At 63.1% G+C, this 16,014-nt stretch carries 14 protein-coding genes and 1 pseudogene; 9 read left to right on the forward strand and 6 right to left on the reverse strand.

Annotation, left to right across the window (positions count from 1 at the left end):
* Window positions 1-62: 62 nt before the first annotated feature.
* Genes FJ426_RS21445 through FJ426_RS21455 form a run of 3 tightly spaced genes read left to right on the forward strand, consistent with a single transcriptional unit; the run spans window position 63 to window position 4,897 of the window.
* Entirely contained in the window at window positions 63-2,012 is a 1,950-nt protein-coding gene (locus FJ426_RS21445; RefSeq protein ID WP_140500854.1) for a PrkA family serine protein kinase, read from the forward strand.
* A gap of 19 nt (window positions 2,013-2,031) precedes the next feature.
* Complete coding sequence (locus FJ426_RS21450; RefSeq protein WP_140525767.1) at window positions 2,032-3,342, forward strand: YeaH/YhbH family protein; 1,311 nt, start codon at window positions 2,032-2,034, stop codon at window positions 3,340-3,342.
* 10 nt (window positions 3,343-3,352) lie between these two features.
* Window positions 3,353-4,897 carry a SpoVR family protein gene (locus tag FJ426_RS21455; RefSeq protein WP_140500756.1) on the forward strand — a complete coding sequence of 515 codons (1,545 nt, stop codon included), beginning with the start codon at window positions 3,353-3,355 and terminating at the stop codon, window positions 4,895-4,897.
* Between the two features lie 47 nt (window positions 4,898-4,944).
* Here the strand turns inward: FJ426_RS21455 and FJ426_RS21460 are convergent, their stop codons facing one another.
* Genes FJ426_RS21460 through FJ426_RS21470 form a run of 3 tightly spaced genes read right to left on the reverse strand, consistent with a single transcriptional unit; the run spans window position 4,945 to window position 7,585 of the window.
* Window positions 4,945-5,838 carry an HlyC/CorC family transporter gene (locus tag FJ426_RS21460; protein ID WP_140560158.1) on the reverse strand — a complete coding sequence of 298 codons (894 nt, stop codon included), beginning with the start codon at window positions 5,836-5,838 and terminating at the stop codon, window positions 4,945-4,947.
* The gene (gene aroB, locus FJ426_RS21465) at window positions 5,835-6,977 is read right to left on the reverse strand and encodes a 3-dehydroquinate synthase (protein WP_140560157.1); all 1,143 of its coding nucleotides are present in this window, start codon (window positions 6,975-6,977) and stop codon (window positions 5,835-5,837) included. Before aroB ends, FJ426_RS21460 begins: the two co-directional genes overlap by 4 nt.
* A complete protein-coding gene (locus FJ426_RS21470) occupies window positions 6,974-7,585 on the reverse strand; it encodes a shikimate kinase (RefSeq protein ID WP_140513911.1) in 612 nt (203 codons plus the stop codon). The genes aroB and FJ426_RS21470 overlap by 4 nt, the downstream gene beginning before the upstream one ends.
* Window positions 7,586-7,791: 206 nt before the next feature.
* On the opposite strand from FJ426_RS21470, the gene FJ426_RS21475 reads away from it, so the two are divergent.
* From FJ426_RS21475 to FJ426_RS21495, 5 genes are all read left to right on the forward strand, one after another.
* Window positions 7,792-7,944, forward strand: coding sequence for a histidine kinase (locus tag FJ426_RS21475; protein WP_140513945.1), 153 nt, complete (start codon window positions 7,792-7,794; stop codon window positions 7,942-7,944).
* 22 nt (window positions 7,945-7,966) lie between these two features.
* Entirely contained in the window at window positions 7,967-8,884 is a 918-nt protein-coding gene (locus tag FJ426_RS21480) for a site-specific tyrosine recombinase XerD (RefSeq protein WP_140513912.1), read from the forward strand.
* Between the two features lie 98 nt (window positions 8,885-8,982).
* Window positions 8,983-9,933 carry an acetyl-CoA carboxylase carboxyltransferase subunit alpha gene (locus FJ426_RS21485; RefSeq protein WP_140525771.1) on the forward strand — a complete coding sequence of 317 codons (951 nt, stop codon included), beginning with the start codon at window positions 8,983-8,985 and terminating at the stop codon, window positions 9,931-9,933.
* 252 nt (window positions 9,934-10,185) lie between these two features.
* Window positions 10,186-11,505, forward strand: coding sequence for a murein L,D-transpeptidase family protein (locus FJ426_RS21490; RefSeq protein ID WP_140560156.1), 1,320 nt, complete (start codon window positions 10,186-10,188; stop codon window positions 11,503-11,505).
* Between the two features lie 11 nt (window positions 11,506-11,516).
* Window positions 11,517-11,747 carry a sulfurtransferase TusA family protein gene (locus tag FJ426_RS21495; protein WP_181165390.1) on the forward strand — a complete coding sequence of 77 codons (231 nt, stop codon included), beginning with the start codon at window positions 11,517-11,519 and terminating at the stop codon, window positions 11,745-11,747.
* A gap of 12 nt (window positions 11,748-11,759) precedes the next feature.
* On the opposite strand, the gene FJ426_RS21500 is transcribed toward FJ426_RS21495, so the two are convergent.
* Together FJ426_RS21500 and FJ426_RS21505 are read right to left on the reverse strand one after the other, a co-directional pair.
* The gene (locus FJ426_RS21500; protein ID WP_140560155.1) at window positions 11,760-12,881 is read right to left on the reverse strand and encodes a GTP-binding protein; all 1,122 of its coding nucleotides are present in this window, start codon (window positions 12,879-12,881) and stop codon (window positions 11,760-11,762) included.
* 3 nt (window positions 12,882-12,884) lie between these two features.
* Window positions 12,885-14,045, reverse strand: a complete 1,161-nt coding sequence (locus FJ426_RS21505; RefSeq protein WP_140525774.1) for a D-alanyl-D-alanine carboxypeptidase family protein — start codon at window positions 14,043-14,045, stop codon at window positions 12,885-12,887.
* A 201-nt stretch (window positions 14,046-14,246) separates the two neighbouring features.
* Between FJ426_RS21505 and FJ426_RS21510 the strand changes: the two genes are divergently transcribed.
* A complete protein-coding gene (locus tag FJ426_RS21510; RefSeq protein WP_140525775.1) occupies window positions 14,247-15,410 on the forward strand; it encodes a M20 aminoacylase family protein in 1,164 nt (387 codons plus the stop codon).
* A 118-nt stretch (window positions 15,411-15,528) separates the two neighbouring features.
* On the opposite strand, the pseudogene FJ426_RS31470 reads toward FJ426_RS21510, so the two are convergent.
* Window positions 15,529-16,014, reverse strand: a pseudogene (locus tag FJ426_RS31470) (hypothetical protein); the annotation flags it as partial.

The raw sequence follows: 16,014 nt of genomic DNA on the forward strand, positions 1-16,014 counted from the left end.
CATCCCGGTAGTTGAATGAGATGAGCCGGGCGGCAGCCAGAATGGCTCTGAGGGCAACCATCATGGGTGAGAACCAGTCCGACGTCTTCGATCTGTTTTCGGAGATTTATGCAAACGCGGGCCAGGAGGAAATAAGCCTCCAGCAGTATCTCCTTGCCTGCCGGGAAGACAAGTCAATGTATGCCTCGGCGCCGGAACGGATGGTCGAGGCAATCGGCGAGCCGAACCTGGTCGACACCAGCAAGGACGAGCGGCTCGGCCGCATTTTCTCCAACCGCACGGTCAAGGTGTATCCCACCTTCTCCGATTTCTACGGAATGGAGGATACGATCGAACGCATCGCCGGCTATTTCCGCTATGCGTCGCAGGGGCTCGAGGAGCGCAAGCAGATCCTCTATCTCCTCGGCCCTGTCGGCGGCGGCAAGTCCTCCCTGGCCGAACGGCTGAAGAAACTGATGGAGGAACGCCCGATCTACACGCTCAAGGCCGGCAATCAGATCAGTCCGATTTTCGAGTCGCCGCTCGGCCTGTTCCATCCCGATCGCATGGGCGATCTGCTGGAGGACAAATACGGCATAGCCCGGCGTCGCCTCAACGGCATTATCTCGCCCTGGGCGGCCAAGCGGCTTGATGAATTGTCTGGCGACATTTCCAAATTCAGCGTGGTGAAATTGATGCCCTCGCGGCTGCGCCAGATCGCTATAGCCAAGACGGAGCCTGGCGACGAGAACAATCAGGATGTCTCGGCTCTGGTTGGCAAGGTCGACATCAGACAATTGGAGGATTTCAGCCAGTCCGATCCGGACGCTTATTCCTACAGCGGCGGGCTGAACCGGACCACGCAAGGCCTGCTCGAATTCGTCGAGATGTTCAAGGCGCCCATCAAGGTCCTGCATCCGCTGCTGACGGCGACCCAGGAAGGCAGCTATAACGGCACCGAGAATTTCGGCGCCTTCCCCTATCAGGGCATCATCGTTGCCCATTCCAACGAATCGGAGTGGCAACAGTTCAAGAACAACAAGAATAATGAGGCCTTTCTCGACCGCATCCTCGTGGTCAAGGTGCCGTATTGCCTGCGGATCACCGAAGAAAGGCATATCTACGAGAAACTGTTGCGCGAGAGCGAGCTGGCCGGCAGCCCCTGCGCACCTGAAGTGCTGGATATTCTCAGCCGGTTCACGGTCTCGACCCGTCTTGCCGAGCACGACAATTCGCCGCTCTACACCAAGATGCGCGCCTATGACGGCGAAAACCTCAAGGAGGTCGACCCCCGGGCCAAGTCGGTTCAGGAATATCGCGACGCCGCCGGCGTCGACGAGGGCATGACCGGCGTAAGCACGCGCTTCGCCTTCAAGATCCTGTCGCAGACATTCAACTACGACACCAACGAGGTCGCGGCGGATCCCGTGCACCTGATGTACATCCTGGAAGAGGCGATCAAGCGCGAGCAGTTCCCAAAGGAGACGGAAGCGAGCTATCTCGAGTTCATCAAGTCGGAACTGGCAACGCGCTATGCCGAGTTCATCGGCCACGAGATCCAGAAGGCCTATCTGGAATCGTACAGCGAGTATGGCCAGAACCTATTCGACCGCTACATCGCCTATGCCGATGCCTGGATCGAAGATCAGGACTACAAGGATCCCGATACGGGCCAGATCCTCAATCGCGAGATATTGGACAAGGAATTGTCGCAGGTCGAAAAACCGGCCGGCATCGCCAACCCCAAGGATTTCCGCAACGAAGTGGTCAAGTTCACGCTGCGTGCCCGGGCACGCAACCACGGCCGCAACCCATCATGGACAAGCTACGAAAAGCTGCGCGAGGTTATCGAGAAGCGCATGTTCGGCCAGGTCGAAGATCTTCTGCCGGTGATCAGTTTCGGCTCCAAGCAGGACAGCGTCACGGAAAAGCGGCACAATGAATTCGTGCAGCGCATGGTGCAACGCGGCTACACCGAGCGGCAGGTACGGCGGCTGGTCGACTGGTACATGCGCGTGAACAAGGCGGGCTGAGAAAAGCCCGGATGGTTCCATGCCGATCTTCATCGACCGCCGCCTCAATCCGAAGGACAAGAACCTGGGCAATCGCCAGCGCTTTCTCAGGCGCGCGCGGGAAGAACTCAAGCGGAGCATCCGTGACCAGATAAGGACGGGCCGGATCGCCGATGTGGACAGCGGGCATGCCGTGCCGATGCCTCACAGAGGCACCAGCGAACCGACCTTCAGCGATGCCAGGGACAGCGGCCGGCGCCAGCACATCCTGCCAGGAAACAGGACGTTCATTCCCGGTGACCTGGTGCCCAAACCCGGGCAGGGCGGCGCAGGTTCCTCGTCGCCGGGAAACACGGCATCCGAGGACGACTTTCGCTTCGTGCTTTCGCGCGAGGAAGTTCTCGACCTCTTTTTCGAGGATCTCGAACTGCCGGATCTGGTCAAGCTCAATCTCAAGCAGATACTCGCATTCAAGCCAAGGCGGGCAGGTTTTGCGGCAACAGGATCACCGACCAACATCAATGTCGGGCGCACGATGCGAAACAGCCACGCCCGCCGTATCGCGCTTGGGCGCCCAAAGCAGCCGGAGCTGGATGCGATCCTCCGGCAGCTCGCCAAACTGGAATCGAAGCCGCCAAATGCCGCGACCCGCGAACGCATCTTGACTTTGCGGGAGGAACTCGAGCGGCTGGAGCGCCGCCGAAAGCGCATTGCCTTTGTCGATCCCGTCGACATCCGCTTCAATCGCTTCGACCCGCAGCCGGTGCCGAATGCCAGCGCCGTCATGTTCTGCCTGATGGACGTCTCCGGGTCGATGGGCGAGCGCGAGAAGGATTTGGCCAAGCGCTTCTTCGTTCTGCTGCACCTGTTCCTGACCCGACGCTATGAGCGCACGGAGATCGTCTTCATCCGCCACACGCACGAGGCCCAGGAGGTGGACGAAGAGACATTCTTCTACTGCACGCAAAGCGGAGGCACGGTCGTTTCCACCGCGCTGGAGGAAATGCAACGCATCATAGAACAACGCTATCCGGCCACGGAGTGGAACATCTATGCCGCCCAGGCTTCGGACGGCGACAATTTCGCCACCGACTCGCAGCGCTGCATAGAACTGCTCCACGGCAAGCTCATGCGCCTGTGCCAGTATTTCGCCTATGTGGAGATCATCGACGAACGCGAAAGTCATATTTTCGGCTCGACCGAAAATGGCACCTCGCTCTGGCGCGCCTATAGCGCCGTCGAGCAAAAATGGCCGAACTTCCAGATGAGGCGCATCGCCGCTCCGGCCGATATCTACCCGGTATTTCGCCAGCTTTTCGCCAGGCAGCCGGCTATGGCCAAGAGCGCGTAAGGGGTGCCGGATGGCTGGCCAGGCCAACAAATCGGGGTTGCTTTTCTCCGGATCCGACTGGGATTTCAAAAAGCTGTCGCGGGTCTATGAGGAGATCGAGGCGATTGCGGTCGACCAGCTTCATCTCGACACCTATCCGGTGCAGATGGAGGTCATCTCTTCCGAGCAGATGCTCGACGCCTACTCGTCGGTCGGCATGCCGCTGATGTACCGGCATTGGTCGTTCGGCAAGCATTTCCTCTACAACGAGCTTCTCTATCGCAAAGGCGGTCGCGGGCTGGCCTATGAATTGGTCATCAATTCCAATCCCTGCATCGTCTACCTGATGGAGGAAAACACCATGGCGTTGCAGGCCTTGGTGACCGCCCATGCAGCACTTGGACACAATCACTTCTTCAAGAACAATTACCTTTTCCGCCAATGGACGGATGCCGGAGGAATCCTGAGCTATCTGGACTTTGCCAAGGGCTACATCGCCCGGTGCGAGGAGCGGCACGGCCTGGCTGCCGTGGAAGCCATTCTCGATTCCGCACACGCGCTGATGGAGCAAGGCGTGTTCCGGTATCACCGGCCGCCGAAACTGTCGTCGGAGCAGCAGCGCGAGGGACTTCGCGAGCGCCTCGAATACGAGGAGCGTTCCTACAATGACTTATGGCGCACCCTGCCGCCCGCGCAGGACGCCGACAACTCCGAAGCGGGCGATGAAGGCGTGTCGGAGCGGAAGAAATCGCTCAATCTGCCCGAGGAAAACCTGCTCTATTTCCTTGAGAAGAACAGCCTTGTCCTCGAACCCTGGCAGCGCGAGATCCTCAGGATCGTCCGCGTCATTGCGCAGTATTTTTACCCGCAGCGGCAAACCCAGGTGATGAACGAAGGCTGCGCCACTTTCGTGCACTACACGCTCATGAACATGCTGTTCGACCGTGGCCGGATCACCGAAGGCGCGATGCTCGAAATCCTGCGCAACCACTCGAACGTGATCTTCCAGCCATCCTTCGACGACCAGCGGTTTTCCGGCATCAACCCCTACGCGCTCGGGCTTGACATGATGCAGGACATTCAGCGCATCTCGACCGAGCCGACAGCCGAAGATCGCGACTGGTTCCCGGACATAGCCGGCCGTGGCGACTGGCTTGAGACGCTGCTCGACGCCTGGGCCAACCACCGCGACGAATCCTTCATTCGCCAGTATCTCAGCCCGACCTTGATACGAAAATGGCGGCTCTTCGTCCTGGCCGATGGAGCCGACCAACCGCACTACGAAGTCGCATCGATCCACAACGAGCGAGGCTACAACAACATACGCGCCGCGCTGGCCCACAGCTATGATGTGGGCGCGAGCCGGCCCGACATCCAGGTTGTGGACGTGGACCTGCTCGGCGACCGGCATTTGCGGCTACAGCACAAGGTGAAGAATGGGGTCGTGCTGGAGAATGACAGCCGCGACGCGACCCTTCGCCACATCCGGCATCTCTGGGGCTATGAAGTCAGCCTGGCGGCCGTCGACGCCGACACCGACGCAATGGTCGGCGAACGCTCGACCAAGGACTGTTGAGCATCAGGGATGACGCGGTTGTGCGTGTCTGCGACACGATGGACCGTTCAGCTGTCGCCTGCCGGCCTGATCCTGAGCCTGGCGACGCGGTTCTTGTCGCGTTTCATGACGATGAAACGCTTGCCGTGGAAGGTGAAGGCCTGCTTCTCCTCGGGGATCGACTGCGTCTCATGGATGACCAGGCCGGCGATGGTGGTTGCCTCCTCGTCCGGCAGGTCCCAGTCGAGCGCCCGGTTCAGGTCGCGGATCGGCACGGTTCCGTCGACGACGACGGAACCGTCCGCCTCCTGCTTGACGCCCTGTATGTCGACATCGTGCTCGTCGGCGATCTCGCCGACAATCTCCTCGATGATGTCCTCCAGCGTCACCAGCCCCTCGACCTCGCCATACTCGTCGACGACGACGGCGAAATGCGCCTTGCGGCGCAGGAAGGCGTTGAGCTGTTCCTGCAATGTCGTCGTATCGGGCACGAACCAGGGCTTTGACGCGATCTTCATCACATCGATCCTGGAGAAGTCGTTGCCGACATCGTTGAGGGCGCGCAGCAGGTCCTTGGCGTGCAGCACGCCGACAATGTTGTCGAGCGACCCCTTCCACAAAGGCATGCGGGTGTGCGGGCTCTGCAGGATCTCGCGCACCACGGCTTCCGGCGCATTGTCGGCATTGACCGAGCGCATATTGGTGCGGTGGACCATGACGTCGGAGACTTCGAGCTCCTCGAGGTCGAACAACCCGCCGATGCGGTCGCGCTCCTCGCGCACCACCTGGCCGTCGCGGCGGAAATCGTCGACGGCGCCGCGCAGCTCGTCCCCGCTCGAGCGCTGCGGCTCGATGCGCGACAGTTCATAGCCCAAAGCGGCAAGCAGGCGCGTGCGCATGGCGACGGCCAACAGGATGAGGACGGCAAGGACAGCGACGACGATCCAGCCGGCCCCGTTCATTTCGGACGGCTTCCCGTCCCGCTCGGGTGGTTCTCCCTGAGGAACGAGAGCACTTCCGAGGCCGGCACGTCCTTCGCGATGAAGGCCTCTCCGATGCCGCGCGTCAGGATGAAGGTCAGCGCGCCGCGCGACACTTTCTTGTCCTGGGTGATGAAGCCAAGCAGCGCATCGGCGTCGGGCAGTTCGCCCGGAATGTCGGCCATCCGCCACGGCAGTCCCACCGTGTTGAGATGCGCCTCGACGCGCGCCGCGGCGTCAGGACTGGCCAGGTTGAGCCGCGACGAGAAGCGATGCGCCAGCGCCATGCCGATGGCGACCCCCTCGCCATGCACGAGGCGGGCGCCGTCATATCGGGTGGCGGCCTCCAGCGCATGGCCGAAAGTGTGGCCGAGATTGAGCAGCGCGCGGTCGCCGGTCTCGAACTCGTCGCGGGCAACGACATCGGCCTTGGCGCGGCAGGCCTCGGCGATGGCCTCTACCCTCTCCGGTCCGCCGGCGAACACGCTGGCCCAGTTTTTCTCCAGCCAGGCGAAGAATTCGGGCCGGTCGATCAGCCCGTATTTGGCGAGTTCGGCGTAGCCGGCGCGAAATTCGCGGATCGGCAGCGTATCGAGCACTCCGGTATCGGCCAGCACCAGCTTCGGCTGGTGGAAGACGCCGACCAGGTTCTTGCCGCGCGCGCTGTTGATGCCGGTCTTGCCGCCGACCGAGGAATCGACCTGCGCCAGGAGCGAGGTCGGGATCTGCACGAAGTTCATGCCGCGGCGCACGATGCCGGCGGCAAAGCCGGCCAGGTCGCCGATGACGCCGCCGCCGAGGGCGATGACGACATCGCCGCGTTCCAGCTTCGCGGCCAGGACGCCGTCCACCACCGCTTCGAGATGCGCGAAACTCTTGGTTTTCTCGCCGGGCGGCAGCGTGATCACGGCGGGCTCGATGCCGCTCTCGAGCAAGCCGGCCTTCAGCGTATCGAGATGCGCCGCCGCGACGTTTTCGTCGGTCACGACTGCAGCGCGTCGGCCCGGCAGGCGGCGCGACATCTCGGCGCCGGCGCGCGACAAAAGCCCCGGCCCGATCAGGATGTCGTAAGCCCGCTCGCCAAGTCCGACCTCGACGGCAACGGCTGCATTGGCGTTCACGGTTCGACCTCACCCGCGGGAGTGGTCTGGGCGATATCGAAATGCCGGCACAGCGCCTCCACCACCTCGGCCGCGATGACTTCCTTGCGGTCGTCGCGGGTCGGCACGGTGACGTCCGATGTCGCATAGACCGGATAGCGTTCACTCATCAGCCGCTCGAGCACGCCACGCGGATCGGGGCTCTTCAGCAGCGGCCGGTTCTGTTTCTTGGAGACCCGGTCCATCAAAAGGTCGAGTTCGGCCTTCAGCCATACCGACACGCCATGTGCCGCTATCGCCTCGCGCGTCTGTGCGTTCATGAAGGCGCCGCCGCCCGTCGACAGCACCTGCGGGCCGTTTTCCAGCACGCGCAGGATGACGCGCTGCTCCAGCGCCCGGAACTCGGTTTCGCCATAGCGTTCGAACAGTTCCGGAACGGTCATGCGCGAGACGCTTTCGATCTCCTGGTCGCTGTCGATGAAAGGCAGCGCCAGCACGCTGGCGACCTTGCGGCCGATCGCGGTCTTGCCGGCGCCCATCAGGCCGACAAAGACGATGGAGCGGCCGCCGAGCCTGCCCAGCAGCGCGGCATGGCTCCCGCCCGGAGGATTTGCTGGTAGCGCGTTCATCAGCCTCGAAGCCCTCTTTGCCGGCGTATCGACATGAAAAGCCCGGTTGCGTCAAGCGCACTGAGGCAGGCTGGCCTCCCGCGGGCGAGCAACCGGCTGCATTGGAAGTTGCCGGCGCGCTTCAGCTTCTCGCTTGAATTGGCCGGATTGGCGTCCCATAAGGGCACAGGGTTTGGAAACGCAGAACAAGAGACGGGCGAAGATTGATGCCGACACTGTTTCGCCTCGTCGTGATAACAGCGATTCTGGCGGGCATCGCCTATGGTACGATGTTCGCGTTGGTGATGTTCGTCGAGCCGAAAAAGGCGGAAATGAGCGTGCGCATCCCTGCGGAAAAGCTAAACCCAAAGAAAAACTGAGCCCGAAGAAAAACTTCAGGAAATGAACAGCGCCGCCCGCATCGAAGCCTTTCTGGAGATGATGAGCGCCGAGCGGGGTGCCGCCGAAAACACGCTTTCCTCCTATCGCCGCGACCTCGATGACGCTTCGCAGGAAATCCCCGGCGGTCTTGCCGGCGCCGGCGCCGAAGACATCCGCGCCTATCTCGACGACATCGCCGCACGCGGCTTCGCCCCGACATCGCAGGCACGCAAATTGTCGGCGATCCGCCAGTTCTTCAAATTCCTCTACGCCGAGGGCCTGCGCCGCGACGACCCGACCGGCACGCTGGACAGCCCGAAAAAAGGCCGCCCGCTGCCGAAGACCATGAGCGAGGCCGACACCGGCCGGCTGATCGACCGCGCCGCGCAGGAGGCCGGCGATGCCGGGCTCGGCGACAGCGACAGGCTGGCGGCGCTGCGTCTGCACGCGCTGGTCGAAGTGCTTTATGCGACAGGCCTGCGCGTTTCGGAACTGGTCGGCTTGCCGGTGACGGTGGCGCAGCGCGACGACCGTTTCTTCATGGTGCGCGGCAAGGGCGACAAGGAGCGCATGGTGCCGCTGTCGGCCAAGGCGCGCGCGGCGATGCGAGCCTGGCTCGCCGCCCGGGCCAAGGTGCCCGCTTTCGCTGACAGCCCGTTCCTGTTTCCTGCCGCGTCGGACAGCGGCTACCTCTCGCGCCAGGTCTTCGCTCGCGACCTCAAGGGGCTGGCGGCCCGGGCCGGCATCGCCTCGGCCAAGGTCTCGCCACATGTGCTTCGCCATGCTTTCGCCAGCCATCTCTTACAGAACGGGGCTGATCTCAGGGCCGTCCAGCAACTGCTTGGCCATGCCGACATATCGACGACACAGATCTATACCCATGTGCTGGAGGAGCGATTGGTGCGGCTGGTCAACGATCATCACCCGCTTGCCGACTAGACCTCATATCGCTATGTGAGGGCGACGTTCCATCGCCCGGAGCCCCGGATTTCAGGGTCCCGCCAGTCTTTGCTTCCGACGTATCGGTCCGCCCAAGCATGTACAACTACCTCGATTTCGAAAAGCCGGTGCAGGATCTGGAACTCAAGATCCTGGAACTGAAGAAGCTTGCCGAGAACGGCGAGGCGGTCGATGTCGCCGACGAGATCAGCAGGCTCGAGAAGCGGTCGCGCGATGCCCTGCGCGATCTCTACAAGGCATTGACCCCATGGCAGAAGGTGCAGGTGGCGCGCCACTCCGACAGGCCCCACTGCGTCGACTACATCAAGGGCCTGTTCAGCGATTTCACGCCGCTCGCCGGCGACCGCAATTTCGGCGAGGACCAGGCGATCGTCGGCGGCTTTGCCCGGTTCCGCGGCGAACCGGTAGCGATCCTCGGCCAGGAGAAGGGCTCCGACACGGCGAGCCGGCTGAAGCACAATTTCGGCTCGGTGCGCCCCGAAGGCTATCGCAAGGCCGTGCGGCTGATGGAGCTTGCCGACCGCTTCAAGATCCCGCTGCTGACATTGGTCGACACGGCCGGCGCCTATCCCGGCGTCGGCGCCGAGGAGCGCGGCCAGGCCGAAGCCATTGCCCGTTCGACCTCGGCCTGCCTTGCGCTCAAGGTGCCATCGATTTCGGTTGTCATCGGTGAAGGCGGTTCGGGCGGCGCCATTGCCATCGCCACCGCCAACCGCGTCTACATGCTGGAACATGCCATCTATTCGGTGATCTCGCCCGAGGGCGCGGCCTCCATCCTGTGGCGCGACACGACGCGCTCCAAGGACGCGGCGACCAACATGAAGATCACCGCCCAGGACCTTCTGGAACTGAAGATCATCGACGCCATCATTCCCGAACCGATCGGCGGCGCCCAGCGCGCACCCGAAACGGTGATTGCCGCGACGGGCGATCTCATCGCCAAGACGATGAAGGATTTTGCCGGCGCCAACATGGATTTTCGCGAGCAGCGCCGCGAGAAGTATCTGGCAATGGGCCGCAGCCTCTGACCACGATTTGGCGGCTCAACCGGGCCGCCGCAAGCCGCCTCCACGGCAACGCTCCACGGCAATGTGGCGGCGATGAGCAATTTCGCCACAAAAATGCCGCCGGATTCGGTTCAATGGAATTGCCGTGAGGGGTGGCCGAGGCTTGCGGTAAGGAATTTTCAAGGTTAACGGGCGTACGGTCCGTCTGTGTTCAGCATGCGGGCTCGGCCGTTTCGAAGCCATTGGCCCGAAAGAGAAGACGTAGCCTTATCCATGTTTGCCAAGCTTGCCCGCACCGGAATTCTCATCACCGCGATAGCCGTTGCCGGCTGCAATGATTCGTCGATGAAGGATTTTGCCCCGGAGGCCAACAAGCCCCTGCCCGACAAGATCCTGGCCGACATGAGGGCCAAGGGCATGGTGCGCACCTCCTCGGTGATGGCGCGCATCTTCAAGGAAGAGGGCAAGCTCGAAATCTGGAAGGCCAAGACCAACGGCCGCTACGACATGGTCGCCAGCTACGATATCTGCAAATGGTCGGGCAAGCTCGGGCCGAAATACACCGAGGGCGACCGCCAGGCGCCGGAAGGTTTTTATACCGTGCGTCCGGCGCAGATGAACCCGCGCTCGAACTACCATCTGTCCTTCAACATCGGCTATCCCAACGCCTATGACCGCGCCAACGGCCGCACCGGCTCCAACCTGATGGTGCACGGCGCCTGCTCGTCTTCGGGCTGCTATTCGATGACCGATGCCCAGATCGAGCAGATCTATGCGTTCGGCCGCGATGCCTTCCAGGGCGGCCAGACCGAGTTCCAGATCCAGGCCTTCCCGTTCCGCATGACCGCCGCCAACATGGCGCGCTACCGCAACGACCCGAATTACGAATTCTGGAAGATGCTGAAGGTCGGCTACGACAATTTCGAGATCACCAAGGTACCGCCGAAAGTCGACGTTTGCGAGAAGCGCTACGTCTTCAACCAGGTGGCTCCCGAAGGCACCACATTCAATCCGACCGGCCCCTGCCCTGCGTCCACGCAGCCGGATTCGCTGAAAAGCGCCTACAGTGCTTATCAGAGCACGTATGAGGCTGCGTTCAACGGCGCCCTCAAGGCAAGCACGCCGGCGCCCAAGCCCACCATCGCCGGCATCAAGGAAGCCAGCATCGTCTCCGACTGGTCCAAGCGCCGTGCGCGCGGCGAGCGCGTGCCGATCGACCCGCCATCGCTCAACTCGGACGGCTCGGTCACCGAGACGGCGCGCATGGGCCGCATCGATTCGCCCGCCGGCCGCAAGATGGCCGCGCTCGATGCCGAAAAGGCCGCGAAGCAAAAAGCCGAGGAGCAGCGGCTGGCCGCGATAGAAGCTGCCAAGCAGGCCAAGGCGCAAGCGCTGGCCGAAAAGGAAGCCGCCAAGGCGCAGGCGCTGGCCGAAAAGGAAGCGGCCAAGACCGCCAAGGAAGCCCCTGTCGCCACCGCGACGATCGAAGCGCCGGCCGAGCCCGCACCGCCGGCCGAAACGCAGGCCGCAAGTGCCGACGAGAGCCGCGCGACGAGGCTGAAGAACAAGCTGCTCGGCATGTTCGGCGGCTGACATTTTTCGCCGTGACCGACGTCACCGTCTACGATCTGAAGGGGCTGAACTGCCCTTTGCCGGTGCTGAAGGCGAAGAAGCGGCTGGCCGGGATGCGGCCCCGCAGCCGGCTCTGGCTGGAAACGACCGATCCGCTCGCCGTTATCGACATTCCGGCGTTCTGCGCCGACTCTGGTCATCATCTCGTAGAGACATCCGCCATATCAGGCGGTCACCGCTTCCTGGTCGAGCGCGGCGAATAGCTGTCGTAAAGGTCAGCGTCCCGCGATCGCCAGGGGATTGTTCTCCAGCGCCGCGCGGTCGGGCGTGTCGATCGAGGGCCGGTTGGTGAAGGCGGCAAACAGTCGCCTTACATAGTCTTCGGGCATGTCGAGCGTGATCAGCACCAGCCGGGTGCCGCGCTGGCCGTCCGGCCAGGACGGCAATCGAGCCGGCGGATGCAGGATTTTCTGCACGCCATGCACCACCAGCGGCCGCGACGGATCTTCCTCGAGTTCGATGACGCCCTTCATTCGCAGCAGGCGCTCGCCATGCGTGGAGCGCAAAAGATCGAGGAACATCTCGATGGCCGAGAACGGCACCGGGCCGTCATGCACCAGGGAGTGGGTGCGAATGCGCTGATCATGCCGGTGCCCGTGGTCGTGGCCGTGCCCGTGGTCATGCCCGTCATGATCATGATGATCATGATGATCATGGTTATGCATCGCTTCTTCGCCGAGCCAGCGCCGCACATCGGCGGATTTGGTCGCCGGGTTATAGAGGCCGCAGTCGAACAGCGCTGCGACGCTCGTTTTCGCATCGTCGACAGCCAGCAGTTCGGCGCCCGGATTGATCTGCCGCAGCCGCGTCCGCAGCGCTTCCGGTCCATCCGGACCAGCGACCAGGTCGGTTTTGGAGAGCACGATGCGGTCGGCGACGGCGACCTGCTTGACCGCCTCGACATGGGCGTCGAGCGTGGCATCGCCGTTGGCCGCGTCGACCAAGGTGATGACGCCGTCGAGCCGGAAAGCCTGGACCAGTGCCGGATGCGCCATGATCGATTGCAGCACCGGTGCCGGATCGGCAAGGCCGGTGGTCTCGACGATGACGCGGGCAAGGCGGGCGATGCGGCCGGTCTGCAGCCGGTCGACCAGATCGGCCAGCGTGTCGACCAGTTCGCCGCGTACCGTGCAGCAAAGGCAGCCGTCCGAAAGCTGGATGATGCCATCGGACGCCTGTTCCACCAGCAGGTGATCGATCGCCACTTCGCCATATTCGTTGATGATGACGGCCGTGTCGGCCAGCGCCGGGTCCTTCAGGAGCCGGTTGAGCAGCGTCGTCTTGCCGGCGCCGAGAAAACCGGTCAGCACGGAAACAGGGATGGGAAAACCGCTCATTGCCTAGTTCGCAACCTTGACGGGTTGGTCGCCCTGCGCAGCCGAGCCCGCCACCGTCGGGCCGGCGCCGGGCGCCGGTCTGTCCGGCCGCCAGGTCGGAATAGGCACGTCGGCATATTCCTGGCTGCCCTGGGCGAGCATGGCCAGCGGGGTCGGGCCGGTCGCGCCGCCAAGCCCGACGGCAACCAGCGTCGGCACATGGTCGAGCTTTTCCTGGTAGGGCGATTTCGGCACGTTCTTGGCGACGGCGGGCGGCGCCTCGGACTGCTCCGCCGGCGCCTTCTTCTTGCAGACCTCGTCCCGCATGTCGTTGGGCGAGATGGTGTCGCCGTAGGGCGCCAGCGTGGCAATGGTGGCCGAGCCGGCGGCAGGCGTATCGAAACCCTGGTCGAGCAGTTTGGCCGCGGCCTCGGCACGGGTGATCGCCGACTTCTCGCCGAGCACCACCGCCACCAGCGTGCGGCCGTTGCGGGTCGCCGAACCGATCATGTTGAAGCCGGAGGGGCAGACGAAGCCCGTCTTCATGCCGTCGGCCCCGGGATAGCGGCCGATCAACAGGTTGTAGTTGGGGATCGCCCTCTTGCCGACCGCAAGCCCCTCGATCGAGAACCACGGCGCATATTGCGGAAACTCGCGGCGGATCGCCGTCACCAGCACGGCCAGGTCGCGCGCTGTGGTGTACTGGTCCGGCGAATAAAGCCCGTTCGGATTGACGAAATGCGTTCCGTTCATGCCGAGCCGGACCGCTTCGGCGTTCATGCGCTCGGCAAAGGCTGCCTGCGATCCCCCGACATTCTCGCCGACGGCCATGGCGATGTCGTTTGCCGACTTGACCAGCATCATCTTCAGCGCATTGTCGAGCCGCATCACCGAGCCTGGCTTGAAGCCCATCTTGCTCGGCGGCTCGGCGGCGGAATGTTTCGTTACCTTGATCGGCGAATCGAGCCGGACCTCGCCGGCCGCTATCGCCCGGAAGGTCACATAGGCCGTCATCAGCTTGCTCAGCGATGCCGGGTACCAGCGCTTGAACGCGTCCTGATGCTGGAGGATCTTGCCGCTGTTCAGGTCGAACAGCACGACCGGATTGGCCAGCGCCGGCCCGGCCAGCGCCGAGAACGCCACGGCGCCCGCGCAGAATAGTTTGAGGAAATGCCTGTGCCGCATGATCGAATCCGAAATCGCCTCTTGCCGTAGTCGCCCCTGGCTCCGTAAGATTTACGCGATCGCCAGCAAAATGAGTCCGCCCTCAAAAACGGACCGCATTGTTGCGGTGCTATTTACTCTATGTGACGTCAACATGGCAAAGTGCCTGACGATCACAATTGCAAGGCAGCGGACCTGCCCCAACAGCGAGATGGAACCATCATGCCAATCCTGAACCGTGCCGCCGAAATGCAGGACGAGGTTGCCGGCTGGCGACGATATCTGCACCAGACCCCGGAACTGAATTTCGACGTCTTCAAGACAGCCGCCTTCGTCACCGAGAAGCTGAAGGCCTTCGGCTGCGACGATGTGGTGACGGGGCTGGGCAAGACCGGCGTCGTGGGCATCATTCGCGGCCGCCAGGGCGAAGGCGCCACCATCGGCCTGCGCGCCGACATGGACGCGCTGCCGCTTAACGAGATCACCGGCAAGCCCTATGCCTCGACCGTTCCCGGCAAGATGCATGCCTGCGGCCATGACGGCCATACGGCGATGCTTTTGGGTGCGGCGAAATATCTCGCCGAGACGCGCAATTTCGCCGGTTCGGTGGCGGTCATCTTCCAGCCGGCCGAAGAAGGCGGCGGTGGCGGCAACGAGATGGTCAAGGACGGCATGATGGAGCGTTTCGACATCGCGAAAGTGTTCGGCATGCACAACATGCCGGGCCTGCCGGTCGGCCAGTTCGCCATCCGGCCGGGCCCGATCATGGCGGCGACCGCGGAATTCACCATCACCGTTAAGGGCCGCGGCGGCCATGCGGCGATGCCGCACGGCACGATCGACCCGATCGTCATCACCAGCCAGTTGGTCGGCGCCCTGCAGACGATCGCCTCGCGCAGCACCGACCCGGTCGAAGCGGTGGTGGTGTCGGTGACCAAATTCCATGCCGGCGACGCCTACAACATCATCCCGGAATCGGCGGAGATCGCAGGCACGGTGCGCACCTTGCGCAAGGAAATCGCCAAGAAGTCGGAAGAGCGCATTCGTGCCATCTGCGACGGATTGGCCACGGCCTTCGGCGCGAAGATCGAGGTCGATTACCAGGCGAACTACCCCGTAACCTTCAACCATGCGGAAGAGACGGTTTTTGCCAGCGACGTCGCGGCAAACGTCGCCGGCGACGCTCATGTCCACCGCGGCATCCAGCCGGTGATGGGCGGCGAGGACTTCTCCTACATGCTGGAAGCCAGGCCCGGCGCCTTCATTTTCATTGGCAATGGCGACACCGCCGGCCTTCACAACCCGGCCTATGACTTCAACGACGAGGCCATCCCGCACGGCATGAGCTACTGGGTGAAGCTGGCCGAAACCGCGCTCGCCGCCTGAGGCCTGGCGGCGGCAGGGGCGGGCCGATTGTGTTCGGCCCGCCCCTGTCGGTAGCTAATCAAGTTGTCCGGTTTGGTAGCACATGATCTGTCCGCTTCTGTTTTGGCGTCGAAGCGGTTCACGCGGCTTGCCTGATGGGGCAAGTGTCTTCGATTGCGGCGCCGTCAGAGCTGTAGCGAGCGATGCGGCGCGGCCCGTGAAAGATCGCGAGGGTTCCATCCGGGTAGTGCCTGACCTTGACGGTGGCTTTGACGAAGTGATGCCGGATCGGGCTCTGTGGCAGCTGCAATCGCAGCCGCGCGAAGGCGACCGTGTTGTCGCGGGCAACGACGCGCTCCTCCTCGATGCACAGGATCTGGGCCAGTTGTTGCGGGTCTGCGGCGACAAAGGCGCTGTCCTCGACCGCGGCCGGCCTGGCGAAGCGGGCATTGTGAGCTGGTAGGTAGGTCTGTGCGATGAACCGGTTGGCGGCCTCGATGTCGGCAATTCCGGCCAGCGCCAGCTCCCTCGGCAGCCGATCCTGCAAGGTGGAGAACATCCGCTCCGAGCGGCCTCGCGCTTCAGGGGAATAGGCTGGAATATGTTCGATACCCAGCCGCTCGAG

This window comes from Mesorhizobium sp. B2-6-4 (assembly GCF_006441495.1).
In the GTDB taxonomy this organism is placed as follows: Bacteria; Pseudomonadota; Alphaproteobacteria; order Rhizobiales; family Rhizobiaceae; genus Mesorhizobium.

What these genes read in the sequence shown, in the direction of transcription:
- FJ426_RS21445 (WP_140500854.1), top strand. Translation starts at nt 63, where the DNA reads ATGGGTGAGAACCAGTCCGACGTCTTCGATCTGTTTTCGGAGATTTAT.
- FJ426_RS21450 (WP_140525767.1), top strand. Translation starts at nt 2,032, where the DNA reads ATGCCGATCTTCATCGACCGCCGCCTCAATCCGAAGGACAAGAACCTG.
- FJ426_RS21455 (WP_140500756.1), top strand. Translation starts at nt 3,353, where the DNA reads ATGGCTGGCCAGGCCAACAAATCGGGGTTGCTTTTCTCCGGATCCGAC.
- FJ426_RS21460 (WP_140560158.1), bottom strand. Translation starts at nt 5,838, where the DNA reads ATGAACGGGGCCGGCTGGATCGTCGTCGCTGTCCTTGCCGTCCTCATC.
- FJ426_RS21470 (WP_140513911.1), bottom strand. Translation starts at nt 7,585, where the DNA reads ATGAACGCGCTACCAGCAAATCCTCCGGGCGGGAGCCATGCCGCGCTG.
- FJ426_RS21475 (WP_140513945.1), top strand. Translation starts at nt 7,792, where the DNA reads ATGCCGACACTGTTTCGCCTCGTCGTGATAACAGCGATTCTGGCGGGC.
- FJ426_RS21480 (WP_140513912.1), top strand. Translation starts at nt 7,967, where the DNA reads ATGAACAGCGCCGCCCGCATCGAAGCCTTTCTGGAGATGATGAGCGCC.
- FJ426_RS21485 (WP_140525771.1), top strand. Translation starts at nt 8,983, where the DNA reads ATGTACAACTACCTCGATTTCGAAAAGCCGGTGCAGGATCTGGAACTC.
- FJ426_RS21490 (WP_140560156.1), top strand. Translation starts at nt 10,186, where the DNA reads ATGTTTGCCAAGCTTGCCCGCACCGGAATTCTCATCACCGCGATAGCC.
- FJ426_RS21500 (WP_140560155.1), bottom strand. Translation starts at nt 12,881, where the DNA reads ATGAGCGGTTTTCCCATCCCTGTTTCCGTGCTGACCGGTTTTCTCGGC.
- FJ426_RS21505 (WP_140525774.1), bottom strand. Translation starts at nt 14,045, where the DNA reads ATGCGGCACAGGCATTTCCTCAAACTATTCTGCGCGGGCGCCGTGGCG.
- FJ426_RS21510 (WP_140525775.1), top strand. Translation starts at nt 14,247, where the DNA reads ATGCCAATCCTGAACCGTGCCGCCGAAATGCAGGACGAGGTTGCCGGC.